We start from the raw sequence: 22972 nt of genomic DNA, 5'->3' as shown, positions 1-22972 counted from the left end.
CGATCGGGCGTCAGACCGTCGTCGGCCGGTAGGTGATCGGCAGACGGCGGTCCCGGCCGAAGGCCATGCCCGAGATCTTCGGGCCGATCGCCCCCTGGCGGCGCTTCCACTCGGAGCGGTCGACCAGCTTCGTGATCTCGGCCACCGTGTCCGCGTCGTAGCCGAGCGCCACGACGTCGGCCGCCCCGAGCGCGTTCGTGATGTACCCCTCGAGGATGCCGTCGAGCACCTCGTAGGGCGGCAACGAGTCCTCGTCCTTCTGGTCCGGCCGCAGCTCGGCCGACGGCGGCTTCGTGATCGAGTTCTCGGGGATGGGCGCGGTCTCGCCGATCGACTCGGCGTGGGCGTTGCGCCACCGGGCGAGCTCCCAGACCATCGTCTTGGGGACGTCCTTGATCGGGGCGAACCCACCGACCGAGTCGCCGTAGATCGTCGAGTAGCCGACGGCGAGCTCGGTCTTGTTGCCCGTGGTCAGCACGAGGTGGCCGTGCAGGTTCGACAACCCCATCAGCACGAGCGCCCGGGCGCGGGCCTGGACGTTCTCGGCGGCGAGGCCGGTGAGGTGCAACTGGTCCTCGAACGGTGCGACGAGGCCGGCGATCGGTTCGGTCGAGTACCGCACGCCGATCCGCTCGGCGACGTCGTCGGCGTCGCTGCGGCTGTGCTCGCTCGACCACTGGCTGGGCATCGAGACGCCGTACACGGCGTCGGCCCCGATGGCGTCGGCGGCGATCGCCGCGCACACGGCCGAGTCGATGCCGCCCGAGAGTCCGAGGATGACGCTGCGGAACCCGTTCTTCCGCACGTAGTCGCGAGTGCCCAGCACCAGGGCGTTCCAGAGCTGCTGGCGGTCGTCGGGCAGGTCGGCGACGTCGCGCTCGACCGGGGACGAGGAGGCGCGCCCGGCGTGCGGCCCGGAGCCACCGGAACCGACGGTCGCGTCGGACGCCGGGTCGAGCTCGACGCGGCGGATGCCCTCGGGCAGCTCGGTGTCCGTGGCCGGCTCGGGGTCGAGGTCGACGACGAGCAGGTGCTCGTCGAACTGCGGGGCCCGGGCCAGGATCGTGCCGCTGCCGTCGACGACCACGCTGTCGCCGTCGAAGACGAGGTCGTCCTGACCGCCGACGATGTTGACGTAGGCCACCAGGGTGTCGTTCTCGACGGCCCGGCGGGTGACGAGGGGGAGGCGCACCTCGTCCTTGTCGCGGACGAACGGGCTCGCGTTGATCACGACGAGCAGGCCCGCGTCGGCGTGCAGCACGCGCTCGACGGGGCCGCCGTCGCGCCAGAGGTCCTCGCAGATCACGAGGGCGACGTCGACGCCCGCCACGCGGACGACGAGCAACTCGTCGCCGGGGATGAACACGCGGTACTCGTCGAAGACCGAGTAGTTGGGCAGGTGGTACTTGGCGGTGGTCGTCACGACGCGACCGCCCTGCAGGACGCTGGCGCAGTTCTTCGCGATGGCGGTCGGGGCGTTGCTCGTGCCCAGGAGGCGCGGCTCGAACGGTCCGTCGGCGTGGCCGACCACCACGGGGAGGTCGCCCAGGCCCTCGGCCTCGAGGGTCTCGGCCAGCACCTCGACGGCGTGCCGACTGGCCTGGAGGAAGCTCGGCCGGCTGGCCAGGTCCTCGATCGGGTACCCCGTGACGCTCATCTCGCCCGCGGCGAGGAGGTCGGCGCCGGCGGCGTGGGCCCGGCGGGCCGCCTCGACGATCTGGGCGGAGTTGCCGGCGAGGTCGCCGACGACGGGGTTGGTCTGCGCGAGCGCCAAGCGGAGTCGGGGCATGTCCACTACCGTAGTGGCGGAGCAGAAAGGCCGTGGCATGGACAAACAGAGGGACTTCGTCCTCCGCACGATCGAAGAGCGCGGCATCAAGTTCATCCGCCTCTGGTTCACCGACGTGATCGGCACCCTCAAGTCCGTCGCCATCGCCCCGGCCGAGGTCGAGGGGGCGTTCGCCGAGGGCATCGGCTTCGACGGTTCGGCCATCGAGGGCCTGACGCGCTCGTACGAGGCCGACGTCCTCGCGCAGCCCGATCCGACGACCTTCCAGATCCTGCCCTGGCGGGGCGAGATCGATCCGACCGCCCGCATGTTCTGCGACATCACGACGCCCGACGGCCAGCCCGCCGTGGCGGATCCGCGCAACGTCCTGAAGCGCACCCTGGCCCGGGCGGGCGAGCGCGGCTTCACCTTCTACACGCACCCCGAGGTCGAGTTCTACCTCCTCAAGAGCGCCCAGCTCGGCGCCGACGGCCCCCAGCCGGTCGACTCGGCCGGCTACTTCGACAACGTCCCCGGCGGGACCGCCCACGACTTCCGTCGCCGCTCCGTCCGCATGCTCGAAGACCTCGGCATCTCGGTCGAGTTCAGCCACCACGAGGCGGGGCCCGGTCAGAACGAGATCGACCTGCGCTACGCCGACGCGCTGACGACGGCCGACAACATCATGACCTTCCGGACGGTCATCAAAGAGGTCGCCATCGAGCAGGGCGTCTTCGCCTCGTTCATGCCGAAGCCGTTCAGCCAGCACCCCGGTTCGGGCATGCACACGCACATGTCGCTCTTCGAGGGCGACTCCAACGCCTTCTACGAGGCGGGCGCCGAGTACCAGCTGTCGACCATCGGTCGTCAGTTCATCGCGGGCCTGCTCAAGCACGCCCCCGAGATCACGGCCGTGACGAACCAGTTCGTCAACAGCTACAAGCGCCTCTGGGGCGGCGACGAGGCGCCGAGCTTCGTGACCTGGGGCCACAACAACCGCTCGGCGCTCGTGCGCGTCCCGCTCTACAAGCCGAACAAGGGCAACTCGAGCCGGGTCGAGTACCGTGCCATCGACTCCGCGGCGAACCCGTACCTGGCCTTCTCGCTGATGCTGGCGGCGGGGCTCAAGGGCATCGAAGAGGGCTACGAGCTGCCCGCCGAGGCCGAGGACAACGTCTGGGGCCTGAGCGACGCCGAGCGTCGTGCCCTGGGTTACCGTCAGCTGCCCGCCAGCCTCGACCACGCCCTGTCGATCATGGAGACCAGCGAACTCGTCGCCGAGACGTTGGGCGAGCAGGTCTTCAACTACGTGCTCCTCAACAAGCGACAAGAGTGGAAAGAGTACCGGGCACAGGTCACGCCGTTCGAGCTGCGCTCGAACCTCGAGATCCTCTAGTCGACCGGCCACCCCGCCCTCATGCCCCGATCCGCGACCGGTCTCTCCGAGCTGGCGCGGCTCGGGTTCTCCGACCTCGGTGCCGGGCGTGACCGGCTCGACCGCCTCGTCGCCGAGGTGCCCCAGGTGCGCGACCTGGTCCCGTGGTTCGCCACGGTGGCCGACCCGGACGCGGCCCTGGCGCACCTCGAGCGATCGGTCGAGCGGGATCGTGCCGGCGTGGTCGAGTTGCTCCACGGCGAGGCCGGCCCGCGCCTCCTGAGGGTCCTCGGTGCCTCCGAGGGCCTTGCCGAGTTCGTCGCGCGTCGCCCGGCCGAGGCGGGCGTCCTGCTCGAACCGCTGGACGAACCACCGCCGGCCGCGACGTACCGTGACGACGTCCGTCGGGCGGCGACCGGGCTGACCGGCGACGAGGCGCGCGTCGCGCTCCGGGTCCGGTACCGGCGTCACCTGCTCCAGCTGGCGTCCTTCGACCTCGAGGCCGACGACCCCGTCGAGGTCCTGCCCCGCGTGGCCGCCGCTCTCGCCGACCTCGCGGGCGCCGCCCTCGACGCCGCCGTCGACGTGGCCCGACGCGAGGTCCCGTTCCCCGCCGCCGACGTCGAGCGCACCCGGCTCGCCGTCATCGGCATGGGCAAGGCCGGGGCCCGCGAGCTGAACTACCTCAGCGACGTCGACGTGGTCTACGTCGCCGAGGGCGTCGACGGGCTCGAGAACGGTCGGGCCGTCGAGATCGGCAGCCGTCTGGCGATGCACGCGGCTCGGGCGATCTCGGACCTCGCCGTCGAACCCGACCTCTGGGAGGTCGACGCGAACCTGCGGCCGGAGGGCAAGGACGGCGCCCTCGTCCGCACGCTCGAGTCGCACGTCGCGTACTACGAGCGCTGGGCCAAGGGGTGGGAGTTCCAGGCCCTGTTGAAGGCGCGGCCCCTCGCGGGCGACGTCGACCTCGGCGAGCGCTACGTCGCGGCCGTCGCGCCGTTCGTCTGGTCGGCCGCCTCACGCGAGAACTTCGTCGAGTCGGTCCAGGCCATGCGCGAACGGGTCACGGCCCTGATCCCGGCGGGCGAGGTCGACCAGCAGCTCAAACTCGGTCCCGGCGGACTGCGCGACATCGAGTTCACCATCCAGCTGCTGCAGCTCGTCCACGGGCAGGCCGACGAACGCGTGCACCAGCGCTCGACGCTCGACGCGTTGGGCGCCCTGGCCGCGCGGGGCTACGTCGGACGAGCCGAGGCCGCGGAGTTCGACCGCGACTACCGCGTGCTGCGCCTGCTGGAGCACCGCATCCAGCTGACGCGACTGCGGCGCACGCACCTCATGCCGACGGACGAGAACGCCCTCCGGGTCCTCGCCCGCGGCACCGGTCTCGCGCCGGGTGCCGCCCAACTCGTCGACCTGTGGCAAGGGGTGAAGCGTCGGGTCCGTACGTTGCACGTGCGGCTGTTCTACCGCCCGCTCCTGTCGGCCGTCGCGGCGCGACCCGAAGAAGACCTGGCGCTCAGCTCCGACCAGGCGTCGGCGCGGCTCGCGGCCATCGGATTCGCCGACCCGAAGGGCGCGCTCGGTCACATCGCCGCCCTGACGGCCGGCGTCTCCCGCCGGGCGAGCATCCAGCGCCACCTGCTGCCGGCCATGCTGCAGTGGTTCGCCGACGGCACCGACCCCGACCTCGGTCTGCTCGCGTTCCGGCGATTGAGCGACGGCCTCGGCGAGTCGTACTGGTTCCTCCGCATGCTGCGGGACTCGTCGGGGGCCGCCCACCGACTGACGACCGTCCTGTCGTCGTCGACCTTCGCCGCCGACCTGCTGGAGCGCATCCCCGAGGCCGCGGCGTGGCTCGAGAACGACGCGGAGCTCAAGGCCCGCTCCCTCTCGAGCCTCCTCGACGAGACGGCCGCCACCCTGGCGCGGCACCGTTCGCCCGACGCGGCGGCGACGGTCCTGCGGCAGGCGCGGCGCCGCGAGATCCTGCGGCTCGCCGTGGGCGGCATCCTGGGCATCCTCGACATCGGCACCCTGGCCCGGGGCCTGACCGCGGTGACGACGGCCTCGGTGACCGGGGCGTTGGCCCTCGCCCGCCGGGACGCCGGCGACCTCGAGTTCGCCGTGATCGCCATGGGCCGGTACGGGGGAGAAGAACTCGGGTTCGGTTCCGACGCCGACTTGCTCTACGTCTACCGCGCTCCCGAGGGCGACGAGACGGCCCATCGGCGTGCCCTCACGGTGGCCGCCGAGATGAGCCGACTCACGTCCGACGCCCTCGTGCCGTTCGACCTCGACACCGGCCTGCGCCCCGAGGGGAAGAACGGGCCGGTGGTCCGATCGCTGTCCTCGTACCGGGCCTACTACGCTCGCTGGTCGCTCACATGGGAGGCCCAGTCGTTGTTGCGCGCCCGGCCCGTGGCCGGTGACGAGACGCTTCTCGACGACTTCATGGCCGTCGCCGACGCGGTGCGGTACCCCGCCGAGCTGACCGAGCAGCAGATCCGCGAGGTCAAGCGCATCAAGGCCAGGGTCGAGTCCGAGCGTCTGCCCAAGGGCGCCGAGCCCTCGCGTCACCTCAAGCTCGGTCGGGGCTCGCTGAGCGACGTCGAGTGGTTCGTCCAACTGCTCCAGCTGCAGCACGGGGTGGACGTGCCCGGCCTCCGGACCCCGTCGACGCTCGACGCCCTCGCCGCGGCGGTGGACGCCGGCCTGGTGGCCGACGAGGACGCCCGGCGGCTGCACGACGCCTGGATCATGGCCTCCCGGGCGCGCTCGGCGGTCACCCTCTGGACCTCCCGGACACAGGACGTCCTGCCACGGGACCGTCGGCAGCTGGAAGGCGTGGCGCGCCTGATGGAGTACCCGCCGGGCTCCGCCACGACCCTCGAAGAGGACTACCTCGCGGCCACCCGTCGGTCACGCGCCGTCTTCGAGCGCGAGTTCTACGGCATCGACGAGGCACCCGAGCCGCTCGGCTGACCCGTCCGGGATGTGCGACACGCCCGGGCTGCGCCGGAGGCGGTCGATCCGCTCGGGTCGACGTCGGGCCATTTCGCTGTACCCCGTTTGGCGGTGTTGTACCCCTGTGCACGTGTCCATCGGATTTCGGGCAGATGACCCACGGGTGGGGGGTGGTCGTCGACGGCGGCGTCGAGGCCCATCGCTGCCCATTGGGCAACGCCCGTGCCGGGCGCTGATTCCGGGCTCGTGACCAGGCTTTTCGTTCGGCGTCGGATCACGGCTGCCCGTCCCACCTGCGGACCGATCGAACGGTTCCGTTCGGACGTCGAGCCCTCACCGACGTGTCAGCACTTCTGTCGACAGCACCTTGCCCGACCCGACGTACCCCGACCGGCGCGCCCGGCCACCCGCGGTCGGGGGGTGGTTGTGAGCCGCCCGTGAGTGACTGAGAATTCCCTCAACCCGATAGACCAATTCCCCAGCGTTGCGGAAGCCGATCCCTTCTCACACCTCAGGTGGCCATCGTGTTGACCTTCATCCTGCAGATCCGATCCATGGCGGGCGGATACCCCGAGATCTACCTCTTCGCCGCCTACAGCGCCCTCATCTGGGTGCTCTGGATCATCAAGGTCCTGCTCTCCCGCCGCTACCGCCCCTTCACGGGCGAGTTCCGCGGCACGACCAGCGTCGTCGTCCCCGTCGTGGACGAACCGCTCGACCTCTTCCGGGACGTCATCGGCCGCATGGTCGAACAGGGTCCCGGCGAGATCATCGTCGTCATCAACGGCAAGCCCAACCCCGAGCTCGCCGCCGTCTGCGAGGAGTTCGGGCCGCTCGTCCGGTGGGTGCACACGCCGATCCCGGGCAAGCGCAACGCCGTCATGATCGGCACCGAGCTCAGCCGGGGAGACATCACCGTCCTGGTCGACTCCGACACGGTCTGGACGCCGGGCACCCTCTCCGAGCTGCTCCGTCCGTTCGCCCAGGAGAACGTCGGGGGAGTCACCACCCGCCAGCGCATCCTCGAGCCCGAGCGCAGCTGGATCACGCGGTGGGCCGACTGGCTCGAGAACTCCCGTGCCCTCTACTCGATGCCGGCGCAGAGCGTGCTGGGGCAGATCGGCTGCCTGCCGGGCCGCACCATCGCCTTCCGCCGCGAGATCCTCGTCCGGGTCATGGACAAGTTCATGACGGAGAAGTTCATGGGCGTGTTCCTCGAGGTCAGTGACGACCGCACCCTGACGAACCTCACGCTCAAGGAGGGCTACCGCACCGTCTACCAGCACACCAGCCTCGTCTACACGGACGCCCCGCTCCAGGTCAAGAAGCTCTACAAGCAGCAGCTGCGCTGGGCTCGCGGGAGCCAGTACAACACCCTCCGCATGATGCCGTGGATGGTCGGGCACGCCCCGCTCCTCGCGTTCTTCTTCGCCATGGACATCGTGCTGCCCTTCATGCTCATGGGCGTCATCGGCGGCTGGATCTACCGGGGGATCACCGGCCAGGGCGTGAACCTGTACCGCGGCATCCTCGAGGAGTACGGCGTGCAGACCGGTCTCATCAGCATCGTCGTCCTCATGGTGGTCTCGTCCGTGCTCAGCATGTCGATCCGTCAGATGCGCCACCTGGCCGAGAAGCCCTCGGACTTCTTCCGCCTCCCGGTGTTCATCATCGTGTCGACGTTCTTCCTCATGCCCATCCGGGTCATCGGGTTCTTCCGCATGGGTCACGCCAGCGGTTGGGGCACCCGGGCCGGGGCCTACGCAGGAGGCGCGGCCAACGACGAGATGCAGGGTGCGCTCGACGAGGTGGCCGAGGAGGCCCCCATCGACGCCCTCGAACGGCAGTTCCGCGACGGCGTCGACCCGGGGGTCGACACGCTCTTCGACTTCGGCTCGACTGCCGACGAGACGGACGAACAGGGTGCGGTCCTCGTCCGGAGCCGCAAGGCGGCCCTGGCCGCCGAGGCCGACGGCGCGACCACGCCGGCACCGGTGGCCGCCGTGGCCACCGCCACCGCGCCTCCTCGTCGTCGCCTCAACCCCAAAGCCGGGTTCCCGTACCTGATCGGCGCCGCCATCATCGCCCTGGAGGTCTTCTTCATTGTCTGACTCGACGCAGGACTTCGTCACTCCCGTCCACATGCATTCCGGCGCCTGGTGGGCCACCTCGCACGGCAACGCCCGACGCACGGCGCTCGGCGCCACCGCCGTGGTGGTGTTGCTCGCGATGATCTCGTGGCTCATCTGGGTCTCGCCGTCCGACAACATCGTCCGCAGTGCCGTCACCGAGGTCACGGGCGTCGACCCGTCCATCAACGTCTCGTCGCTCAAGGCGGACCGGTCCGCCTTGCTCGACCAGCTGGTCTCCGCGAAGAAGCAGCTCGCCGAGAGCAAGGCCGCCCTGGCCGACGTGCAGCAGCAGGCCTGGACGTCCGAGGGACAGCTGACCGCGGCGCAGGCGAAGCTCGCCTCCGCCGAGTCGGCGCTGGCCCAGGCACAGACCGCCGCGGAGTCGGGGGGCGCGGGCACCGGGTCGGGCGCCGCAGGCACCGCCGGCGGTCGGGGGACCGGCGCGTCGACCGGCTCCGGGTCGGGCGGCACGGGGTCGAACGGATCGACCGGAGGCGGCGCCACGGGCCCCGTCACGGTCGAGACGCCGTCCCTCGCCTCGATCATCGACCCCGACTCGCGGTACTTCGGGCTCTTCACGGACCAGGCGCCGTTCAACTGGGCGACCTACGACGCGCAGGAGGCGGCGGTCGGTTCCGAGGCCAACATGGTCGGGTACTTCCAGGGTTTCGACCAGGAGTTCCGTGCCGACGCCGTCCGCTCGTCCTGGTCGCGGGGCAAGCTGCCCGTCCTGACGTGGGAGTCGCAGCCGATCAAGGCCGGCAACAACGAGCCCGAACAGCCCGACTACAGCCTGACGAAGATCATCGACGGCAGCTTCGACTCGTATCTGACCACCTACGCCGACGACATCGTGGCCAACGGCATGCCGCTGGCCCTGCGGTTCGACCACGAGATGAACGGCACCTGGTACCCCTGGAGCACCGACTACGGCAACAGCAAGGGCGCCGTCAACGGCAACGGTCCCGCGGACTACGTGAAGGCCTGGCAGCACGTCCACGACCTGTTCGAGCGGCAGGGTGCGAACGACCTGGTCGCCTGGATCTGGGCGCCCACGCGGGTCGACCGTCTGGCCACGGGCAAGACGGGCGGGAGCAACCACACCACGGAGGCCTTCCTGGCGACCCTCTACCCGGGCCCCGAGTACGTCGACATCGTGGGCATGTCGGGCTACTACCGCCCGCCGTACGACGACAAGTCCAAGCCGACCTTCGACAGCACCTTCGGGGCCACCCTGAAGCAGCTCCGGGCGATCGCACCGGGCAAGAACATCCTGCTCGCCGAGATCGGCGCCAGCGAGACGGGTGGCTCGTCGGATCCGACGGCCACGAGCGAGAAGGCGCAGTGGTTCAACTCGCTGTTCGCCGCGCTGGCCGATCCGGCGAACGCGGACATCATCGGCTTCTCGTACTTCGACCTCGTCGCCACCACGGTCGTGGACGGGGTGCGGTCGACCAACGACTGGCGCCTCACGTCCCGGTCCGACAGCCTCGCCGCCTTCACCGCGGGGATCACCCGACGCGACGTCGGTTACGACCTGCAGCCGTCGCCGTGACGACAGCCACCACCTTCCCCTTCTCCCGCCTCTTCCCCATCCCCAGGAGCGCATCATGAAGAAAGACGCCACCACCCCCGAGTCCGCCGTCGCCGCGACGGGGGCCGACGCCACCTCGGTGAAGCCCCGAATCAGCGTCATCGGCACCGGCTACCTCGGCGCCACGCACGCGGCGGCCATGGCCGAGATGGGCTTCGACGTCATCGGGGTCGACACCGACCCCGCCAAGGTCGCCGCCCTGGCCGAGGGGCGCGTGCCGTTCTTCGAGCCCGGCCTGCCCGAACTCATCCTCGAGCACGTGGGTTCCGGTCGACTCTCCTTCACCACCGACCTCGCCGAGGCCGTGGCCCTGTCGGACGTGCACTTCATCTGCGTCGGCACGCCGCAGCGCCGGGGGAGTCACGCCGCGAACCTCTCGTACGTCGAGGAGGCGACCCGCAACGTCGCCGCCGCCCTCAGCCACGACGGCCTCATCGTCGGCAAGTCGACCGTCCCGGTCGGAACGGCGGCGCACCTGCGCGAGATCGTGGCGGGCGTCGTCCCCGCCGGTGTCTCGGCCGACCTCGTCTGGAACCCCGAGTTCCTCCGCGAGGGCCATGCCGTCGAGGACACGCTGCGTCCCGACCGCATCGTCTTCGGCGGCACCGACGTCCGCACCGAGGCCCTGATGCGTGAGGTCTACGCCCTGCCGATCGCCACGGGCACGCCCGTCATCTCGTGCGACCTGCCGACCGCCGAACTCGTCAAGGTCAGCGCCAACGCGTTCCTCGCGACGAAGATCTCGTTCATCAACGCCATCAGCGAGTTGTGCGAGGCGGCCGGTGCCAACGTCTCGACCCTCGCCGACGCGCTGGGCTTCGACGACCGCATCGGACGCAAGTTCCTGAACGCGGGGCTCGGCTTCGGCGGCGGGTGCCTGCCGAAGGACATCCGTGCCCTGATGTTCCGGGCCAACGAGCTGTCCGCCCACCGCGTCGTCGGGCTCATGCAACAGGTCGACGAGATCAACATGGCCCAGCGCCAGCGGGTCATCGACCAGGCGATCGACGCCTGCGGCGGCTCCGTGCTCAACCGGCGCATCGCGGTGCTCGGGGCGGCCTTCAAGCCGCACACCGACGACGTGCGCGACTCGCCGGCCCTCAACGTGGCGGCGGCCCTGCACCTCCGGGGCGCCCAGGTGCTCGTCGTCGACCCCGAGGCCACGCAGACGGCCCAGCGGAGCTTCCCGACGCTGTCGTTCGCGGACTCGGCCGCCGAGGCCGTGACGGACGCCGACGCGGTGCTGCTCCTCACCGAGTGGCCCGAGTTCGTCGGGGCGGACGCGGCCGGGCTCGCCGAGCTCGCCGCGAACCCCGTGGTGATCGATGCGCGCAACGTGCTCGACGCCGAGGTCTGGTCGGCCGCCGGCTGGGAGGTCCGTCCGTTGGGCGGCCGTCGCACGCCGGCCCAGCGTCGTGTGCTGACGCCGACCGCCGTACCCGCCTGACCGGATCGTCGGGCACGGGCTGACGGGCCGCCTCCCTCGGGAGGCGGCCCGTCCTGCGTGCGCCCCCGCGCCTCCTGGTCCGGGGTGACCCAGAGGAGGCGCGGGTCGTCACCCCGAGGACCGCTGGGGCAGCGACGCGAGAGGCCCGCACCCCCTGGGGGATGCGGGCCTCTCGTTGTGCGACGGCGTCAGACGCCGAAGTACAGCTCGAACTCGAAGGGGTGAGGACGCTGCGCCATGGGCAGGATCTCCTTCTCGCGCTTGTAGGCGATCCAGGTCTCGATGAGGTCCTCGGTGAACACGTTGCCCTTGGTCAGGAACTCGTGGTCGGCCTCGAGCGCGTCGAGCGCACCCTCGAGCGACGCGGGCACCTGCGGGATGTTCTTCGCCTCCTCGGGCGGCAGCTCGTAGAGGTCCTTGTCGACCGGCTCGTGCGGCTCGATGCGGTTCTGGATGCCGTCGAGGCCGGCCATCAGCTGCGCGGCGAACGCCAGGTACGGGTTCGAGGCGGCGTCGGGGACGCGGAACTCGATGCGCTTGGCCTTCGGGTTCGTGCCGGTGATCGGGATGCGGATGGCCGCCGAACGGTTGCCGGCCGAGTACACCAGGTTCACGGGCGCCTCGAAGCCCGGGATCAGACGGTGGTACGAGTTGATCGACGGGTTCGTGAAGGCGAGGACGGCGGGAGCGTGCTTGAGCAGGCCACCGATGTACCAGCGGGCGAGGTCGGACAGGCCGCCGTAGCCGTTCTCGTCGTAGAACAGCGGCTTGCCGTCGTTCCAGAGCGATTGGTGGGTGTGCATGCCCGAGCCGTTGTCGCCGAAGAGGGGCTTCGGCATGAAGGTCGCGACCTTGCCCCACTGCTCGGCGGTGTTCTTGACGATGTACTTGAACTTGAGGATGTCGTCCGCGGCGTGGACCATCGTGTCGAACTTGTAGTTGATCTCCTGCTGGCCGCCGGTGCCCACCTCGTGGTGCGCACGCTCGAGCTCGAGACCCGAGTCGATCAGCTTGAGGCTGATGTCGTCGCGCAGGTCGGCCGTCTTGTCGACGGGGCTGACGGGGAAGTAGCCGCCCTTGTACGCCGTCTTGTTGGCGAGGTTCCCGCCCTCTTCGACGCGGCCGGTGTTCCAGGCGCCTTCTTCGGAGTCGACGCTGTAGAAGCTGGCGTTCTGCTTCACCTCGTAGCGGACGTCGTCGAAGATGTAGAACTCCGCCTCGGGGGCGAAGAAGGCGGTGTCGGCGATGCCGGTCGACGCGAGGTACTTCTCGGCCTTCTTGGCGACCTGACGCGGGTCACGGCTGTACAGCTCGCCGTTGCGCGGGTTGAAGATGTCGAAGACGAGGACGAGCGTGCGCTCGGCGCGGAACGGGTCGACGTACCCGGTCGTGACGTCGGGGATGAGCTGCATGTCCGACTCGTGGATCGAGGCGAAGCCCCGGATGGAGGACCCGTCGAAGAGCTGTCCGACGGAGAAGAACTCCTCGTCGACCGTGGAGGCGGGGATGTTGAAGTGCTGCTGGACACCGGGAAGATCGGTGAAGCGGATGTCAAGGAACTTGACGTCGGTGTCCTTGATGAACTTCAGCACCTCGGAAGAATCAGTGAACATCTAGATGTCTCTCCAATGGGCTTGGAACGGATCGGATGCGGGACGCAGCCTCCGTCGAGGCTACGGAGGGGCCGTTTCGCTGCGGTGTCCCTGATGTTTCGGGCATGTTACGGCTCGGCCCCTCGGTAGGCTCGATGCATGCCCGATCGCACCGCGCCTCCTTCCCGTCCCGCCTCCGTGGGCGGCCCCGACGACGGCGCGCAACGCTGGCCGGGCGAGCGTCTCGGGCTGCCCGAGAAGGGGCCGCGCTCCGTGGCCCGACTCGGACGGCGCGTGGGGGGGCTGGCCGTCGACTGGGCGATCGCCTACGCCGTCGCCGCACTCTTCTTCGGCGGCGAGGGCCTGGCCATCACCGGGGTGTTCCTGCTGATGCAGATCCTGTTCCTGGTGCTCTTCGGCGGCACCCTCGGGCACCTCGCCCTGGGCATGCGCCTCGTGCCGATGGCGGGCGGTCGCATCGGCGTCGGCCGGCCGGTCCTGCGGTCGGTGCTGCTCGTGCTCGTCATCCCGGCCGTCGTCTGGGACCTCGACCAGCGCGGGCTGCACGATCGAGTCGCCGGGACGCTGCTCGTCCGCGTCTGAGGCACCCGTCCCACACGCACGACGGCGCCCCTCCTGGTCGGAGGGGCGCCGTCGTCACGTCACGTCGAGGCGGGGGTCGCCGGGTCAGCGCGGACGGCCCGACCGCACCTTGAAGGGGTCGACGCCCTTGGGGATGGGCAGGCCGTTCTGGCCGAGGGACTGGAGGCGGTTGCTGACGGCCAGCACCTCGTTGCGGTTGATGGACGACTTGAGCTTGTTCATGCGTCCGGCGAGCTTGTGGAGGGGCACGGAGTCCGCATCGGGGCCGACGTTCAGCACGTGGACCGGCACGTTCGGCAGGATGCGCGTGACCTTGCGACGCTCTTCGTCGACGAGTCGGCGGGTCTGGCCGGCGCCGCCCTCGGCGATGAGCACCACGCCCGGCCGGCCGACCGCGCGGTACACCGCGGCCTGACTGCGCCCCTGGACGGCGACGGGCATCTCGGCGGCACGCCACGCACGACGCAGGCCGCTCTTCATGACGGCACCGACGGCACCCGGCTGCCCCTCGATCTGCGAGTAGGCCGCGCGCTCGGCCTTACGACCCAGCACGATCAGCAGCAGCAGGAACCCGAGCATGACGCCGACGACGATGTAGAGCACCAGCGCGAGCACGTTGCCACCCGTGAGCAGCAGCGCCGCGGCCACGCCGAGCAGCACGGGCACGAAGAACGCCAGCAGCATCATCGGCAGCGCCGTCTTGTCGACGCGGCGGGTCATCTGGAAGACCTGCCACATCTGCTTGAAACGGCCGGGTTCCTTCGGCGGTTTCGGGGACGTGTTCTCGGGAGACGTGCGTCGAGCCATGTGCACCAGGATACGGGGTCGGCGGTCCCGACGAATCCTCCCCAGGGACTCCGGTCCGTCGCCGGTCGACAGGGCTCCCCGGCGGGAGGGCGCCGACGACCACCGGACGACACCATCGCCTCATGACGAACGAGTCGATCGGCCCCTACCGCGTGCTCTCCCGGCGCCTCGACGGCGGGGCGGAGCGCATCCTCGCCGAGGCGCCCGGCGGCTCACGCGTCGTGCTCAGGAGGCGCGGGTCGCGTCCGACCGGACGCTCTCCCGTCGTCGAGGCGGTCGCCTTCTCCCGGGCGGACCACGCCCACGTCGCCACCCTCGTCGACGTGGTGACGGACCCGTCCGGCGAGGTCGTGCTCGTCTTCGCGGACGTCGGCGGCGACCCACTCGCCTCGTGGCTGGCCGCCCGCGGTCGACCCGAGACCGGGGAGGTCATCACCCTCGTCGTCCCCGTGCTCGGCGCGGTCCAGCATCTGGCCCGTCGGGGCACGGCCGTGCGTGCGCTGGACGTCGACGACGTCGAGATCGACGCCCGCGGGGCACCCGTCCTGGTCGGCGTCCATCCTGTGGACGCGGGGTCGGATGCGGGGCCGGACGCCGAGCGCACGTCGCTGCCCGTGGCGGCGGAGTTCGCCCGGGCCCTGGTCGAGCGGGCGGTGCGACCGGCCTCGCGATCCTCGGCGCCGGTCCTGGACTCGACGAGCTTCGAGTCCCTCGTCGAATCGGTCTTCGACCTCGGCGAAGCGGTCCCGCTCTCGAGTGTCGACGCCGTGGTCGACGGCGACGAGGTCCCCCGGGGCGATCGCGTCGAGTCGGTCGCCGAGGACGAACCGGTCATGCCGGGCTGGCTCGCACTCCTGCCCGAGTCAGAGGCGATCGACCGGGTGATCGCGGGCGTGGCCGACCTCCGCCCACGGCGGCTGGTCGACGCCCTGCGAGCCGTCCGTCGGCGATACCGACTGCTCGCGGCCGCAGGCGTCGTCGTCGCCGGGGTGGCTCTCGTCCTCGGACCGGCCGCCTCGGGACGTGATGACGGTCCACGTCAGGACGGACCGTCCGCCGCGGTGGGTCCGGTCGCGCCCGGGTCCGAGTCGTCGGCGCCGGTGAGCCCGTCCGGCGACTCCGCGGACACCCGCACGCCTGCACCCGCTCGGACGGGCGGGGCGGTGACGCCCGGCGAGGTCGAAGCCCTGGTGGGGGGTGATGATGCCGGTGCAGCCGCCGAGGTGCTCCTGCAGGCACGGCTGACGTGCCTACGTGACGTCACGCCGAGTTGTCTCGACGCCGTCGATCAACCCGGTTCGCCGATCGCCCTCCGGGACGCCGACGTGCTCGACGACCCCTCGCTCGCCTCGGCGGCGACGGTCCCTCTCGAGCTCACGGGACGAGTGTCACGAACCGGGGGGACGGCGTTGCTCGAGGCGACGGGCCCGCACGGCGAAACGGCCTCGGTCCTCGTGATGAGGACCGAGGCCGGTTGGCGGCTTCGCGACGTGATCGTCGATCGGTGAGGCCGGTCGGGCCTCACGCGAGGGGCGTCAGATGCCGAGCTTGGACGTGAAGTCCCCGCCCTCGAGGCGCTCCTTGACGGCGACCAGGAAGCGCGCCGCGTCGGCGCCGTCGACGATGCGGTGGTCGTACGACAGGGCCAGGTAGACCATGGACCGGATGGCGATGGACTCCGAACCGTCGGCCTTGATGACCACGGGGCGCTTGACGACGATGCCGGTGCCGAGGATGGCCACCTGCGGAAGGAAGACCACGGGGGTGTCGAACAGGGCGCCGCGCGATCCCGTGTTGGTGACGGTGAAGGTGCCACCGGCCAGCTCGTCGGGCTTCAGCTTGTTGTCACGCGTGCGCTGCGCGAGGTCGGCGATCTGGCCGGCGATGCCCGCGAGGTCGAGGTCCGAGGCGTTCTTGATGACCGGCGTCAGCAGGCCGCGCTCCGTGTCGACCGCCATGGCCACGTGCTCGTGGTCGGGGTAGACGATCGAGTCACCGTCGACGGTGGCGTTCAGCTTCGGGTGCGCCTTGAGCGCCTCGGCGGCCGCCAGGGTGAAGAACGGCAGGAAGGACAGCTTGTTGCCGGTCTTCTCGAGGAAGGCACCCTTGTTGGCATCGCGGAAGGCCGCGACCTTGGTGACGTCGACCTCGACCACGCTGGTGAGTTGGGCCATGGCCTGCATCGACTGGACCGCACGCTCGGCGACGACCTTGCGGAGGCGCGACATCGGAACGGTCGTGCCGCGCAACGGCGACACCTCGATCGGGGCGGGACCGGAGGAGGCCGGCGCCGAGGTCGTCGAGGTCGCGGCCGCTTCGGCGGCGGCGAGGACGTCCTCCTTGCGGATGCGACCGCCGACGCCACTGCCGGACAGGGTCGAGATGTCGACACCCTTCTCGTTCGCCAGCTTGCGGACGAGCGGGGTGACGTAACCCACCGGCGCACCGCTGCTCGGGGCCGGCGTGGCGGGTGCCGACGTCTCGGACGATCCCGTGGCGGGTGACGGCGTCGGTGCCGACGGGGCCGGCTGCTCGCTGCTGGGCCGGGCGGCCTGGGGCTGTGCGGCGGCCGGCTGCTGGCCGGCGGCGTCCTGCTGTGCGCCATCCTGCTGGGCGGCGGGCGCGGGGTCCACCGCGGGGGCGGGCTCGGGCGCGCTGGCGGCGGAGTCCTCACCCGGGGCAGGGGCCGCGGACGACGGGAGCTCGGGCTCCTCGGCCTCCGGCTCGGCGAGTGCCGAGGGTGCCTGCTCCGGCTCTTCGGCGGCTTCCGGCTCGTCCGCCGGCGACTCGGAGGCGCTGCCGTCTCCGATGCGGACGAGGGCCGTGCCCACCTCGACGGTCTCGTCCTCGGCGACGAGGATCTCCTCGATCACGCCGGCGACGGGCGAAGGGATCTCGGTGTCGACCTTGTCGGTCGAGACCTCGAGCAGCGGCTCGTCGACCTCGACGCGGTCACCGACGTTCTTCAACCAGCGGGTGACCGTACCCTCGGTGACACTCTCTCCGAGTGCCGGGAGGTTGACGGATTCGCTCATCTGTGGGGCTCCTTTGACGACATGTGTGTCTGTGGTTGCTGTGGTGGTGGTGCGGGCCCCTGCTGAGCAGGAGCGATGGTGCCAGGGATCTACATCGCGTGCAGCGGCTTGCCCGCGAGGGCCAGCATGGCTTCGCCGAGGGCTTCGTTCTGCGTGGGGTGCGCGTGGATCAGGGGAGCGACGTCCTCCGGGTAGGCCTCCCAGTTGACGGCGAGCTGTGCCTCACCGATCAGTTCGCCGACACGGGCGCCGATCATGTGCACGCCCACGACGGGTCCGTCGACGACGCGGACCACCTTGACCGAGCCGCTGGTCCCGATGATGTGGCTCTTGCCGTTGCCCGCGAGGTTGTAGTCGTAGCTGGTGACCTTGTCGGCGCCGTACTGGTCGGCGGCCTTGACCTCGGTCAGGCCGACCGATGCGACCTCGGGGTCGGAGTAGGTGACCTTGGGGATGTTCACGTCGGAGATCACCTGCGGCTTGAGGCCGGCGATCTCTTCCGCGACGAAGATGCCGTGCTGGAAGCTGCGGTGCGCGAGCTGCAGGCCGGGCACGATGTCGCCCAGGGCGTAGACGCCGGGGACGTTCGTCGCGAGACGTTCGTTCGTCAGGACGAAACCGCGGTCCATCGTGATGCCGACCTCTTCGTAGCCGAGACCGGCGGTCGAGGGGCCACGGCCGACGGCGACGAGCATGAGGTCGGCGTCGAACGTCTTGCCGTCCTCGAGGGTGACGACGACGCCGTCCTCGTTCTGCTCGACGCCCTGGAACCGGACGCCCAGCGAGAAGGCGATGCCGCGCTTGCGGAACGCGCGCTCGAACTGCTTCGAGATCGACTCCTCCTCGTTGGGGACGAGGTGCGGCAGGGCCTCGACGATGGTCACGTCGACGCCGAAGCTCTTCCAGACGCTGGCGAACTCGACGCCGATGACGCCGCCGCCGAGGATGACGACCTTGTTCGGCACGTGGTCGAGCGCGAGGGCGTGCTCGCTGGTGATGACCTTGCCGCCGATCTCGAGACCGGGGAGGCTCCGCGAGTACGAACCCGTCGCGAGCACGACGTTCTTGGCCTTGAGCGTGGTCTCGCCGACCTGGACGGTCGAGGGCGACGTGAGCTTGCCCTCGCCTTCGACGGTCGTGATGCCACGGGCCTTGACGAGCCCCTGGAGACCCTTGTACTTGCTGGCGACGATGCCCTCGCGGTACGAGGTCACGGCGGCGATGTCGATGCCGTGGAAATCGGTGTTGACGCCGTACTTGGCGGATTCGCGCGACACGTCGGCCACCTCGGCCGAGTGCAACAGCGCCTTGGTGGGGATGCAGCCTCGGTGGAGGCAGGTGCCCCCGACCTTGTCCTTCTCGACGAGTGCGACGCTCAGGCCCAACTCGCTCGCTCGCAGCGCTGCGGCGTATCCGCCGCTCCCGCCACCGAGCACCACCAGGTCAAAATTCTGTTCCGACACCCAGCAACTCCCTCGTGCGTCCGCGGTGCCCCGACGCCGAGGCGGGGCCGTCGCGGTGGCGACGACGCCCGTCCCCGAACCGACCGCATCGTCCGGCGGCGTCGTCGTGACGCGCGTCGGAGGATGCTCTCGGGGGACCGATCTCAGCGGGTTTCTCCCGCCCCCTCGACCCTACTACGCAGCAGAAAACTTGTCGGCCAGCTCGATCAGGGTACGGACGGTCACGCCCGTCGAGCCCTTGGCCGTGTAGCCGTATCCGCCGCCCTTGTTGTTGGACGGACCGGCGATGTCGAGGTGGGCCCAGGGGATCGGCGTCGTCGTGCCCTCCCGCGAGCCGACGAACTCGTTGAGGAAGACGCCGGCGAGCAGCATGCCTGCGGCCGTGTTGCCCGGGGTCGCGTTCACGAGGTCGGCCACGTCGGAGTTCAGGCGCGCGCGGAGTTCGGAGGCCAGCGGCATGCGCCAGAAGGTCTCTCCGGCCGCGTCGGCGAGCGACACGATCTCGGACGCGAGGTCGTCGTTGCCCATGACGCCGACGTATCGCATGCCCAGGGCGACGACCTGGGCACCCGTGAGGGTGGCCACGTCGACGATGGCGTCGGGCTGCTCGTCGCTCGCCGCGACCAACCCGTCCGCCATGACCAGGCGGCCCTCGGCGTCGGTGTTCGTCACCTCGACGGTCGTGCCGCCCTTGATGGTGAGGACGTCGTCGGGTCGGATCGCCGTGCCGCTCGGCATGTTCTCGGCGATGCAGAGCCAGGCGGTCAGCCGCACGGGGAGCCGCAGCTTGGCCACGGCCACCGTCACGGCGAGGACCGTGGCGGCCCCCGTCATGTCGTCCTTCATGCCGAGCATGCTCCCGGCGGGCTTGAGGGACAACCCGCCCGTGTCGTACGTGATGCCCTTGCCGACCAGGGCGAGGTGCTTGGCGGCTCCGGCGGGGGAGTACTCGACCTTGACGAGTCGGGGACCGCGGCTCGAGCCCTGACCGACGCCGAGGATGCCCCCGTACCCGCCGTCACGGAGGCCGTCCTCGTCGAGCACGGTCACCGAGAGGGCGTCGTCCGACGCGTGCGCGACGGCGAAGTCGGCGAGTGCCTGGGGGTACATCTGCTGCGGGGGAGTCGTGGCGAGGTCACGGACGGTGTGCACCGCCTCGGCCACCACGGCGGCACGGTCGAGGACGGACTCTTGGACCTCCGTGGCCGTCGCGAGGGCGATGTCGCGAGCGTGTCGACGGGTGTCGGACGCCGAGGAGTGCCGGAACGCGTCGAACTCGTACGAGGCGATCGCGGCGCCCTCGAGGGCGGCCAGTGCGTCGGCGGCGTCGCCCACGGGCAGGGCCAGGACGACCCGGTCGACGGCCGTGAGCTGACGGACGGCCGAGCCGGCGGCGTAGCGCAGGCTCTCGGCCGTGACGGCGTCGCCCAGGCCGACCAGCGCCACGATGGTGGCCGTGACGCCGGACGCGGGGACCTTGACGAGTTCGTCCCGGGCGCCCGTCACACCGAGGGCGGCGAAGGACTCGGCGAGCCCCGGGACCTCGAGGGTCGGCTCGGGACCGTCGGCCCCCTTCACCACTCCGACGACGAGGACGTCGGCCTCGGCGGTGATCGGATCGGACGACAGGACGGAGAGGGTGGCGACGGTCATCCATCCATCGTATCCACCGTGGTGTTCGCTCTCGGCACGTGGTCGCGGGCCCTCCTGGCGACGACCGGTGCCTAGCATGGAGACCATGCACGACCCCGCAGCTCTCTACGACTTCACCCCCGACGCCGACGGCGTGCCCGAGGGCCTCCCGCTCGTCGCCGGACTCACCGGGTTCGCCGACGCGGGCTCGGCGGTGAGCCAGCTCGCGGAGTACGTCCTCGACACCCTCGACCACACCCTCGTGGCGACGTTCGACGCCGACGAGCTCCTCGACTACCGGGCCCGTCGCCCGACCTTCACGTTCGACCAGGACCACATCTCCGAGATCGAGCCGTCGACCCTCTCCCTCTACCTCGTCCACGACGACCTCGGTCAGCGGTTCCTCCTCCTGGCGGGCTTCGAACCCGACTTCCAGTGGCAGCGCTTCACCGCGGCCGTCGTGCAGCTCGTCGAGCGCTACCGCGTCTCGACCACGACCTGGGTGCACTCGATCCCGATGCCCGTGCCCCACACCCGTCCCATCGGCGTGACGGTCAGCGGCAACCGGTCCGACCTGGTCGAGGCGATGTCCGTCTGGAAGCCCGTGACCCAGGCCCCAGCCAACGCTCTGCACCTCGTCGAACACCGGCTCGGCGAGACGGGTCACCCCACGGCGGGCTTCGTCCTGCTCGTCCCGCACTACCTCGCCGACACCGAGTTCCCCGACGCCGCCGTGGCGGCGCTGTCGAGCATCAGTGCCGCCACGGGGCTGATCTTCCCGACCGACCGCCTCCGCGAAGAGGGTCGTGACTTCATGGTCAAGGTCGACGAGCAGGTCGCCGGCAACCACGAGCTCTCCCGCCTGGTCGCCACGCTCGAGGAACGTCACGACACCTACATGCAGGGAAACCCGCTGCCGTCGCCGTTGACCGACCAGGACGGCCAGGTGCCCACTGCCGACGCACTGGCGGCCGAACTCGAGAAGTTCCTCGCCACCCGGCGGGTCGACGGCGAGGGCGACGACCGCGCCTGACCGGCACCGCACCTCCCGGGTCCGTTCCGATCCGCGGACGCAGGAGGCGCGGGCCGGCGTCCGGCGCCCGGTCGGCTAGGGTCACGGGGTGAACTCCGCACGCGCCTGGCTCGTCTGGGGCGCCGCCGTCTTCGCCTACGTCGTCGCCGTCCTGCAGCGGTCGTCACTTGGCGTCTCGGGCGTCGAGGCCCAGCAGCTCTTCGGCGTCTCCGCCTCCAGCCTGTCGACCCTGGCCGTCGTCCAACTCGTCGTCTACGCCGGGCTGCAGATCCCGGTCGGCGTCCTGCTCGACCGGGTGGGGCCCAAGAGGCTCATCGTCGCAGGGGCCGTCATGCTGGCGGCGGGCCAGCTGGTCGTGGCGCTCTCGCCCCCGACGATCGGCGTGGCCGTCGTGGGCCGCGTGCTCGTCGGCGCCGGCGACGCGATGACCTTCATCTCGGTGATCCGTCTGCTGCCCTCGTGGTTCCGTGGTCCGATCCTGCCGCAGGTGTCGCAGTGGACCGGCAACGTCGGACAACTGGGTCAGGTGCTGTCGGCCGTGCCGCTGTCGATCGTCCTGCACGGGGCGGGGTGGGGCCCGGCCTTCCTCAGCGCGGCGGCGTTGTCGGTCGTGGCCGCCGTGGTGGTGCTCATGGTCGTCAAGGAGTCGCCGACCGGTCGCGTCCGCTCCGAGACGGTCGTCAGTTGGGCCGACGCGGGGCGACAGCTCGGACAGAGCGTCCGGCGTCCCGGGACCCGGCTGGGGTTCTGGTCGCACTTCGTGACGCAGTCGTCGGGCACGGTCTTCAGCCTGCTGTGGGGCGTCCCCCTGTTGGTGGGCGGTCTGGGCTTCACGACCGCCGAGGCCTCGGGCATGCTCTCCCTCCTCGTGCTGTCCGGTGTCGTGGCGGGGCCGGTCCTCGGGGTGCTGGTCGCCCGGTACCCGATGCGACGCTCCAACCTGGTCCTCGGCATCGTCACGGTGCTGGCCGTGGTCTGGACGACGCTGCTCGCGTGGCCGGGGATACCCCCGCACTGGCTCGCCTACGTGCTCGTGGTCGTGCTCGGAGTGGGCGGGCCCGGTTCCCTGATCGGCTTCGACTTCGCGCGGACCTTCAACCCGCTTCGCAGCCTCGGCGTGGCCAACGGGGTGGTCAACGTCGGTGGCTTCCTGGCGAGCTTCGTGATGATGTTCCTCATCGGCGTCGTGCTCGATCGACTCGATGCCGCCCGCATCGCCTCGGGCCAGCCGAGCGACCTCTTCGCGTTCGAGTCGTTCCGCATCGCGCTGCTCGTGCAGTACGTGGTGATCGGCGGTGGCGTGGTGGCTCTGCTCGTCGAGCGTCGGCGCACCCGCCGGGGCCTGCGGCTGGAGGAAGGAATAGAGGTGGCGCCGCTCTGGGTTGCCCTCAACAAGAGATGGCATGCCGCACGCACCCGGGCCCGGAGGGGACCGACCGCCTGAGGTCGCCCTTGTCGCTCGGCACCGGTCGGACGTGCAATAATGGGATACGGACCCGTTCATGTCCATCGATCGAGTTA

At 70.6% G+C, this 22972-nt stretch carries 15 protein-coding genes; 9 read left to right on the top strand and 6 right to left on the bottom strand.

Annotation, left to right across the window (positions count from 1 at the left end; translation table 11 throughout):
• Window positions 1-10: 10 nt before the first annotated feature.
• Entirely contained in the window at window positions 11-1789 is a 1779-nt protein-coding gene (locus ASL10_RS06335; RefSeq protein ID WP_056047500.1) for an NAD+ synthase, read from the bottom strand.
• A 37-nt stretch (window positions 1790-1826) separates the two neighbouring features.
• On the opposite strand from ASL10_RS06335, the gene ASL10_RS06330 reads away from it, so the two are divergent.
• The 5 genes from ASL10_RS06330 to ASL10_RS06310 all read left to right on the top strand — a co-directional run bounded on the left by ASL10_RS06330 (window position 1827) and on the right by ASL10_RS06310 (window position 11286).
• Window positions 1827-3164 carry a glutamine synthetase family protein gene (locus ASL10_RS06330; protein ID WP_056045507.1) on the top strand — a complete coding sequence of 446 codons (1338 nt, stop codon included), beginning with the start codon at window positions 1827-1829 and terminating at the stop codon, window positions 3162-3164.
• A gap of 21 nt (window positions 3165-3185) precedes the next feature.
• A complete protein-coding gene (locus tag ASL10_RS06325) occupies window positions 3186-6131 on the top strand; it encodes a bifunctional [glutamine synthetase] adenylyltransferase/[glutamine synthetase]-adenylyl-L-tyrosine phosphorylase (protein WP_056045504.1) in 2946 nt (981 codons plus the stop codon).
• A 506-nt stretch (window positions 6132-6637) separates the two neighbouring features.
• Window positions 6638-8224 (top strand): glycosyltransferase family 2 protein, encoded by a 1587-nt coding sequence (locus tag ASL10_RS06320; protein WP_123570783.1) that lies wholly within the window; start codon window positions 6638-6640, stop codon window positions 8222-8224.
• Entirely contained in the window at window positions 8217-9800 is a 1584-nt protein-coding gene (locus ASL10_RS06315; protein ID WP_148053613.1) for a glycoside hydrolase family 26 protein, read from the top strand. Before ASL10_RS06320 ends, ASL10_RS06315 begins: the two co-directional genes overlap by 8 nt.
• Before the next feature lie 55 nt (window positions 9801-9855).
• Window positions 9856-11286: a UDP-glucose/GDP-mannose dehydrogenase family protein gene (locus tag ASL10_RS06310; RefSeq protein ID WP_082460236.1), complete on the top strand. Its 1431-nt coding sequence runs from the start codon at window positions 9856-9858 to the stop codon at window positions 11284-11286.
• Between the two features lie 188 nt (window positions 11287-11474).
• Here ASL10_RS06310 and glnA read toward each other — a convergent pair whose 3' ends face one another.
• Complete coding sequence (gene glnA, locus ASL10_RS06305) at window positions 11475-12899, bottom strand: type I glutamate--ammonia ligase (RefSeq protein ID WP_043592663.1); 1425 nt, start codon at window positions 12897-12899, stop codon at window positions 11475-11477.
• Between the two features lie 138 nt (window positions 12900-13037).
• On the opposite strand from glnA, the gene ASL10_RS06300 reads away from it, so the two are divergent.
• Complete coding sequence (locus ASL10_RS06300) at window positions 13038-13481, top strand: RDD family protein (RefSeq protein WP_056045495.1); 444 nt, start codon at window positions 13038-13040, stop codon at window positions 13479-13481.
• Window positions 13482-13565: 84 nt separating this feature from the next.
• Here the strand turns inward: ASL10_RS06300 and ASL10_RS06295 are convergent, their stop codons facing one another.
• Window positions 13566-14288: a DUF4191 domain-containing protein gene (locus ASL10_RS06295; RefSeq protein ID WP_056045492.1), complete on the bottom strand. Its 723-nt coding sequence runs from the start codon at window positions 14286-14288 to the stop codon at window positions 13566-13568.
• Between the two features lie 122 nt (window positions 14289-14410).
• Here ASL10_RS06295 and ASL10_RS15960 point away from each other — a divergent pair, with 122 nt between their 5' ends.
• Window positions 14411-15796 carry a hypothetical protein gene (locus ASL10_RS15960; RefSeq protein WP_056045489.1) on the top strand — a complete coding sequence of 462 codons (1386 nt, stop codon included), beginning with the start codon at window positions 14411-14413 and terminating at the stop codon, window positions 15794-15796.
• A 27-nt stretch (window positions 15797-15823) separates the two neighbouring features.
• On the opposite strand, the gene sucB is transcribed toward ASL10_RS15960, so the two are convergent.
• The 3 genes from sucB to ASL10_RS06275 form a co-directional block, all read right to left on the bottom strand.
• Window positions 15824-17323 (bottom strand): 2-oxoglutarate dehydrogenase, E2 component, dihydrolipoamide succinyltransferase, encoded by a 1500-nt coding sequence (gene sucB, locus ASL10_RS06285; RefSeq protein ID WP_056045486.1) that lies wholly within the window; start codon window positions 17321-17323, stop codon window positions 15824-15826.
• An 89-nt stretch (window positions 17324-17412) separates the two neighbouring features.
• Window positions 17413-18786 carry a dihydrolipoyl dehydrogenase gene (gene lpdA / locus ASL10_RS06280; RefSeq protein WP_056045482.1) on the bottom strand — a complete coding sequence of 458 codons (1374 nt, stop codon included), beginning with the start codon at window positions 18784-18786 and terminating at the stop codon, window positions 17413-17415.
• 174 nt (window positions 18787-18960) lie between these two features.
• Window positions 18961-20439, bottom strand: coding sequence for a leucyl aminopeptidase (locus ASL10_RS06275; protein ID WP_056045479.1), 1479 nt, complete (start codon window positions 20437-20439; stop codon window positions 18961-18963).
• A gap of 85 nt (window positions 20440-20524) precedes the next feature.
• Between ASL10_RS06275 and ASL10_RS06270 the strand changes: the two genes are divergently transcribed.
• On the top strand, window positions 20525-21451 hold the full coding sequence (locus ASL10_RS06270; RefSeq protein WP_056047489.1) for a proteasome assembly chaperone family protein: 927 nt from the start codon (window positions 20525-20527) through the stop codon (window positions 21449-21451).
• A gap of 88 nt (window positions 21452-21539) precedes the next feature.
• Window positions 21540-22895: a nitrate/nitrite transporter gene (locus tag ASL10_RS06265; protein ID WP_056045476.1), complete on the top strand. Its 1356-nt coding sequence runs from the start codon at window positions 21540-21542 to the stop codon at window positions 22893-22895.
• Window positions 22896-22972 lie beyond the last annotated feature (77 nt).

The sequence above is a fragment of the Frigoribacterium sp. Leaf8 genome (assembly GCF_001421165.1).
Taxonomy (GTDB): Bacteria; Actinomycetota; Actinomycetes; order Actinomycetales; family Microbacteriaceae; genus Frigoribacterium.
The sequence above is the reverse complement of the archived record's forward strand: the minus strand, read 5'-3'. Positions and strand labels throughout refer to the sequence as shown.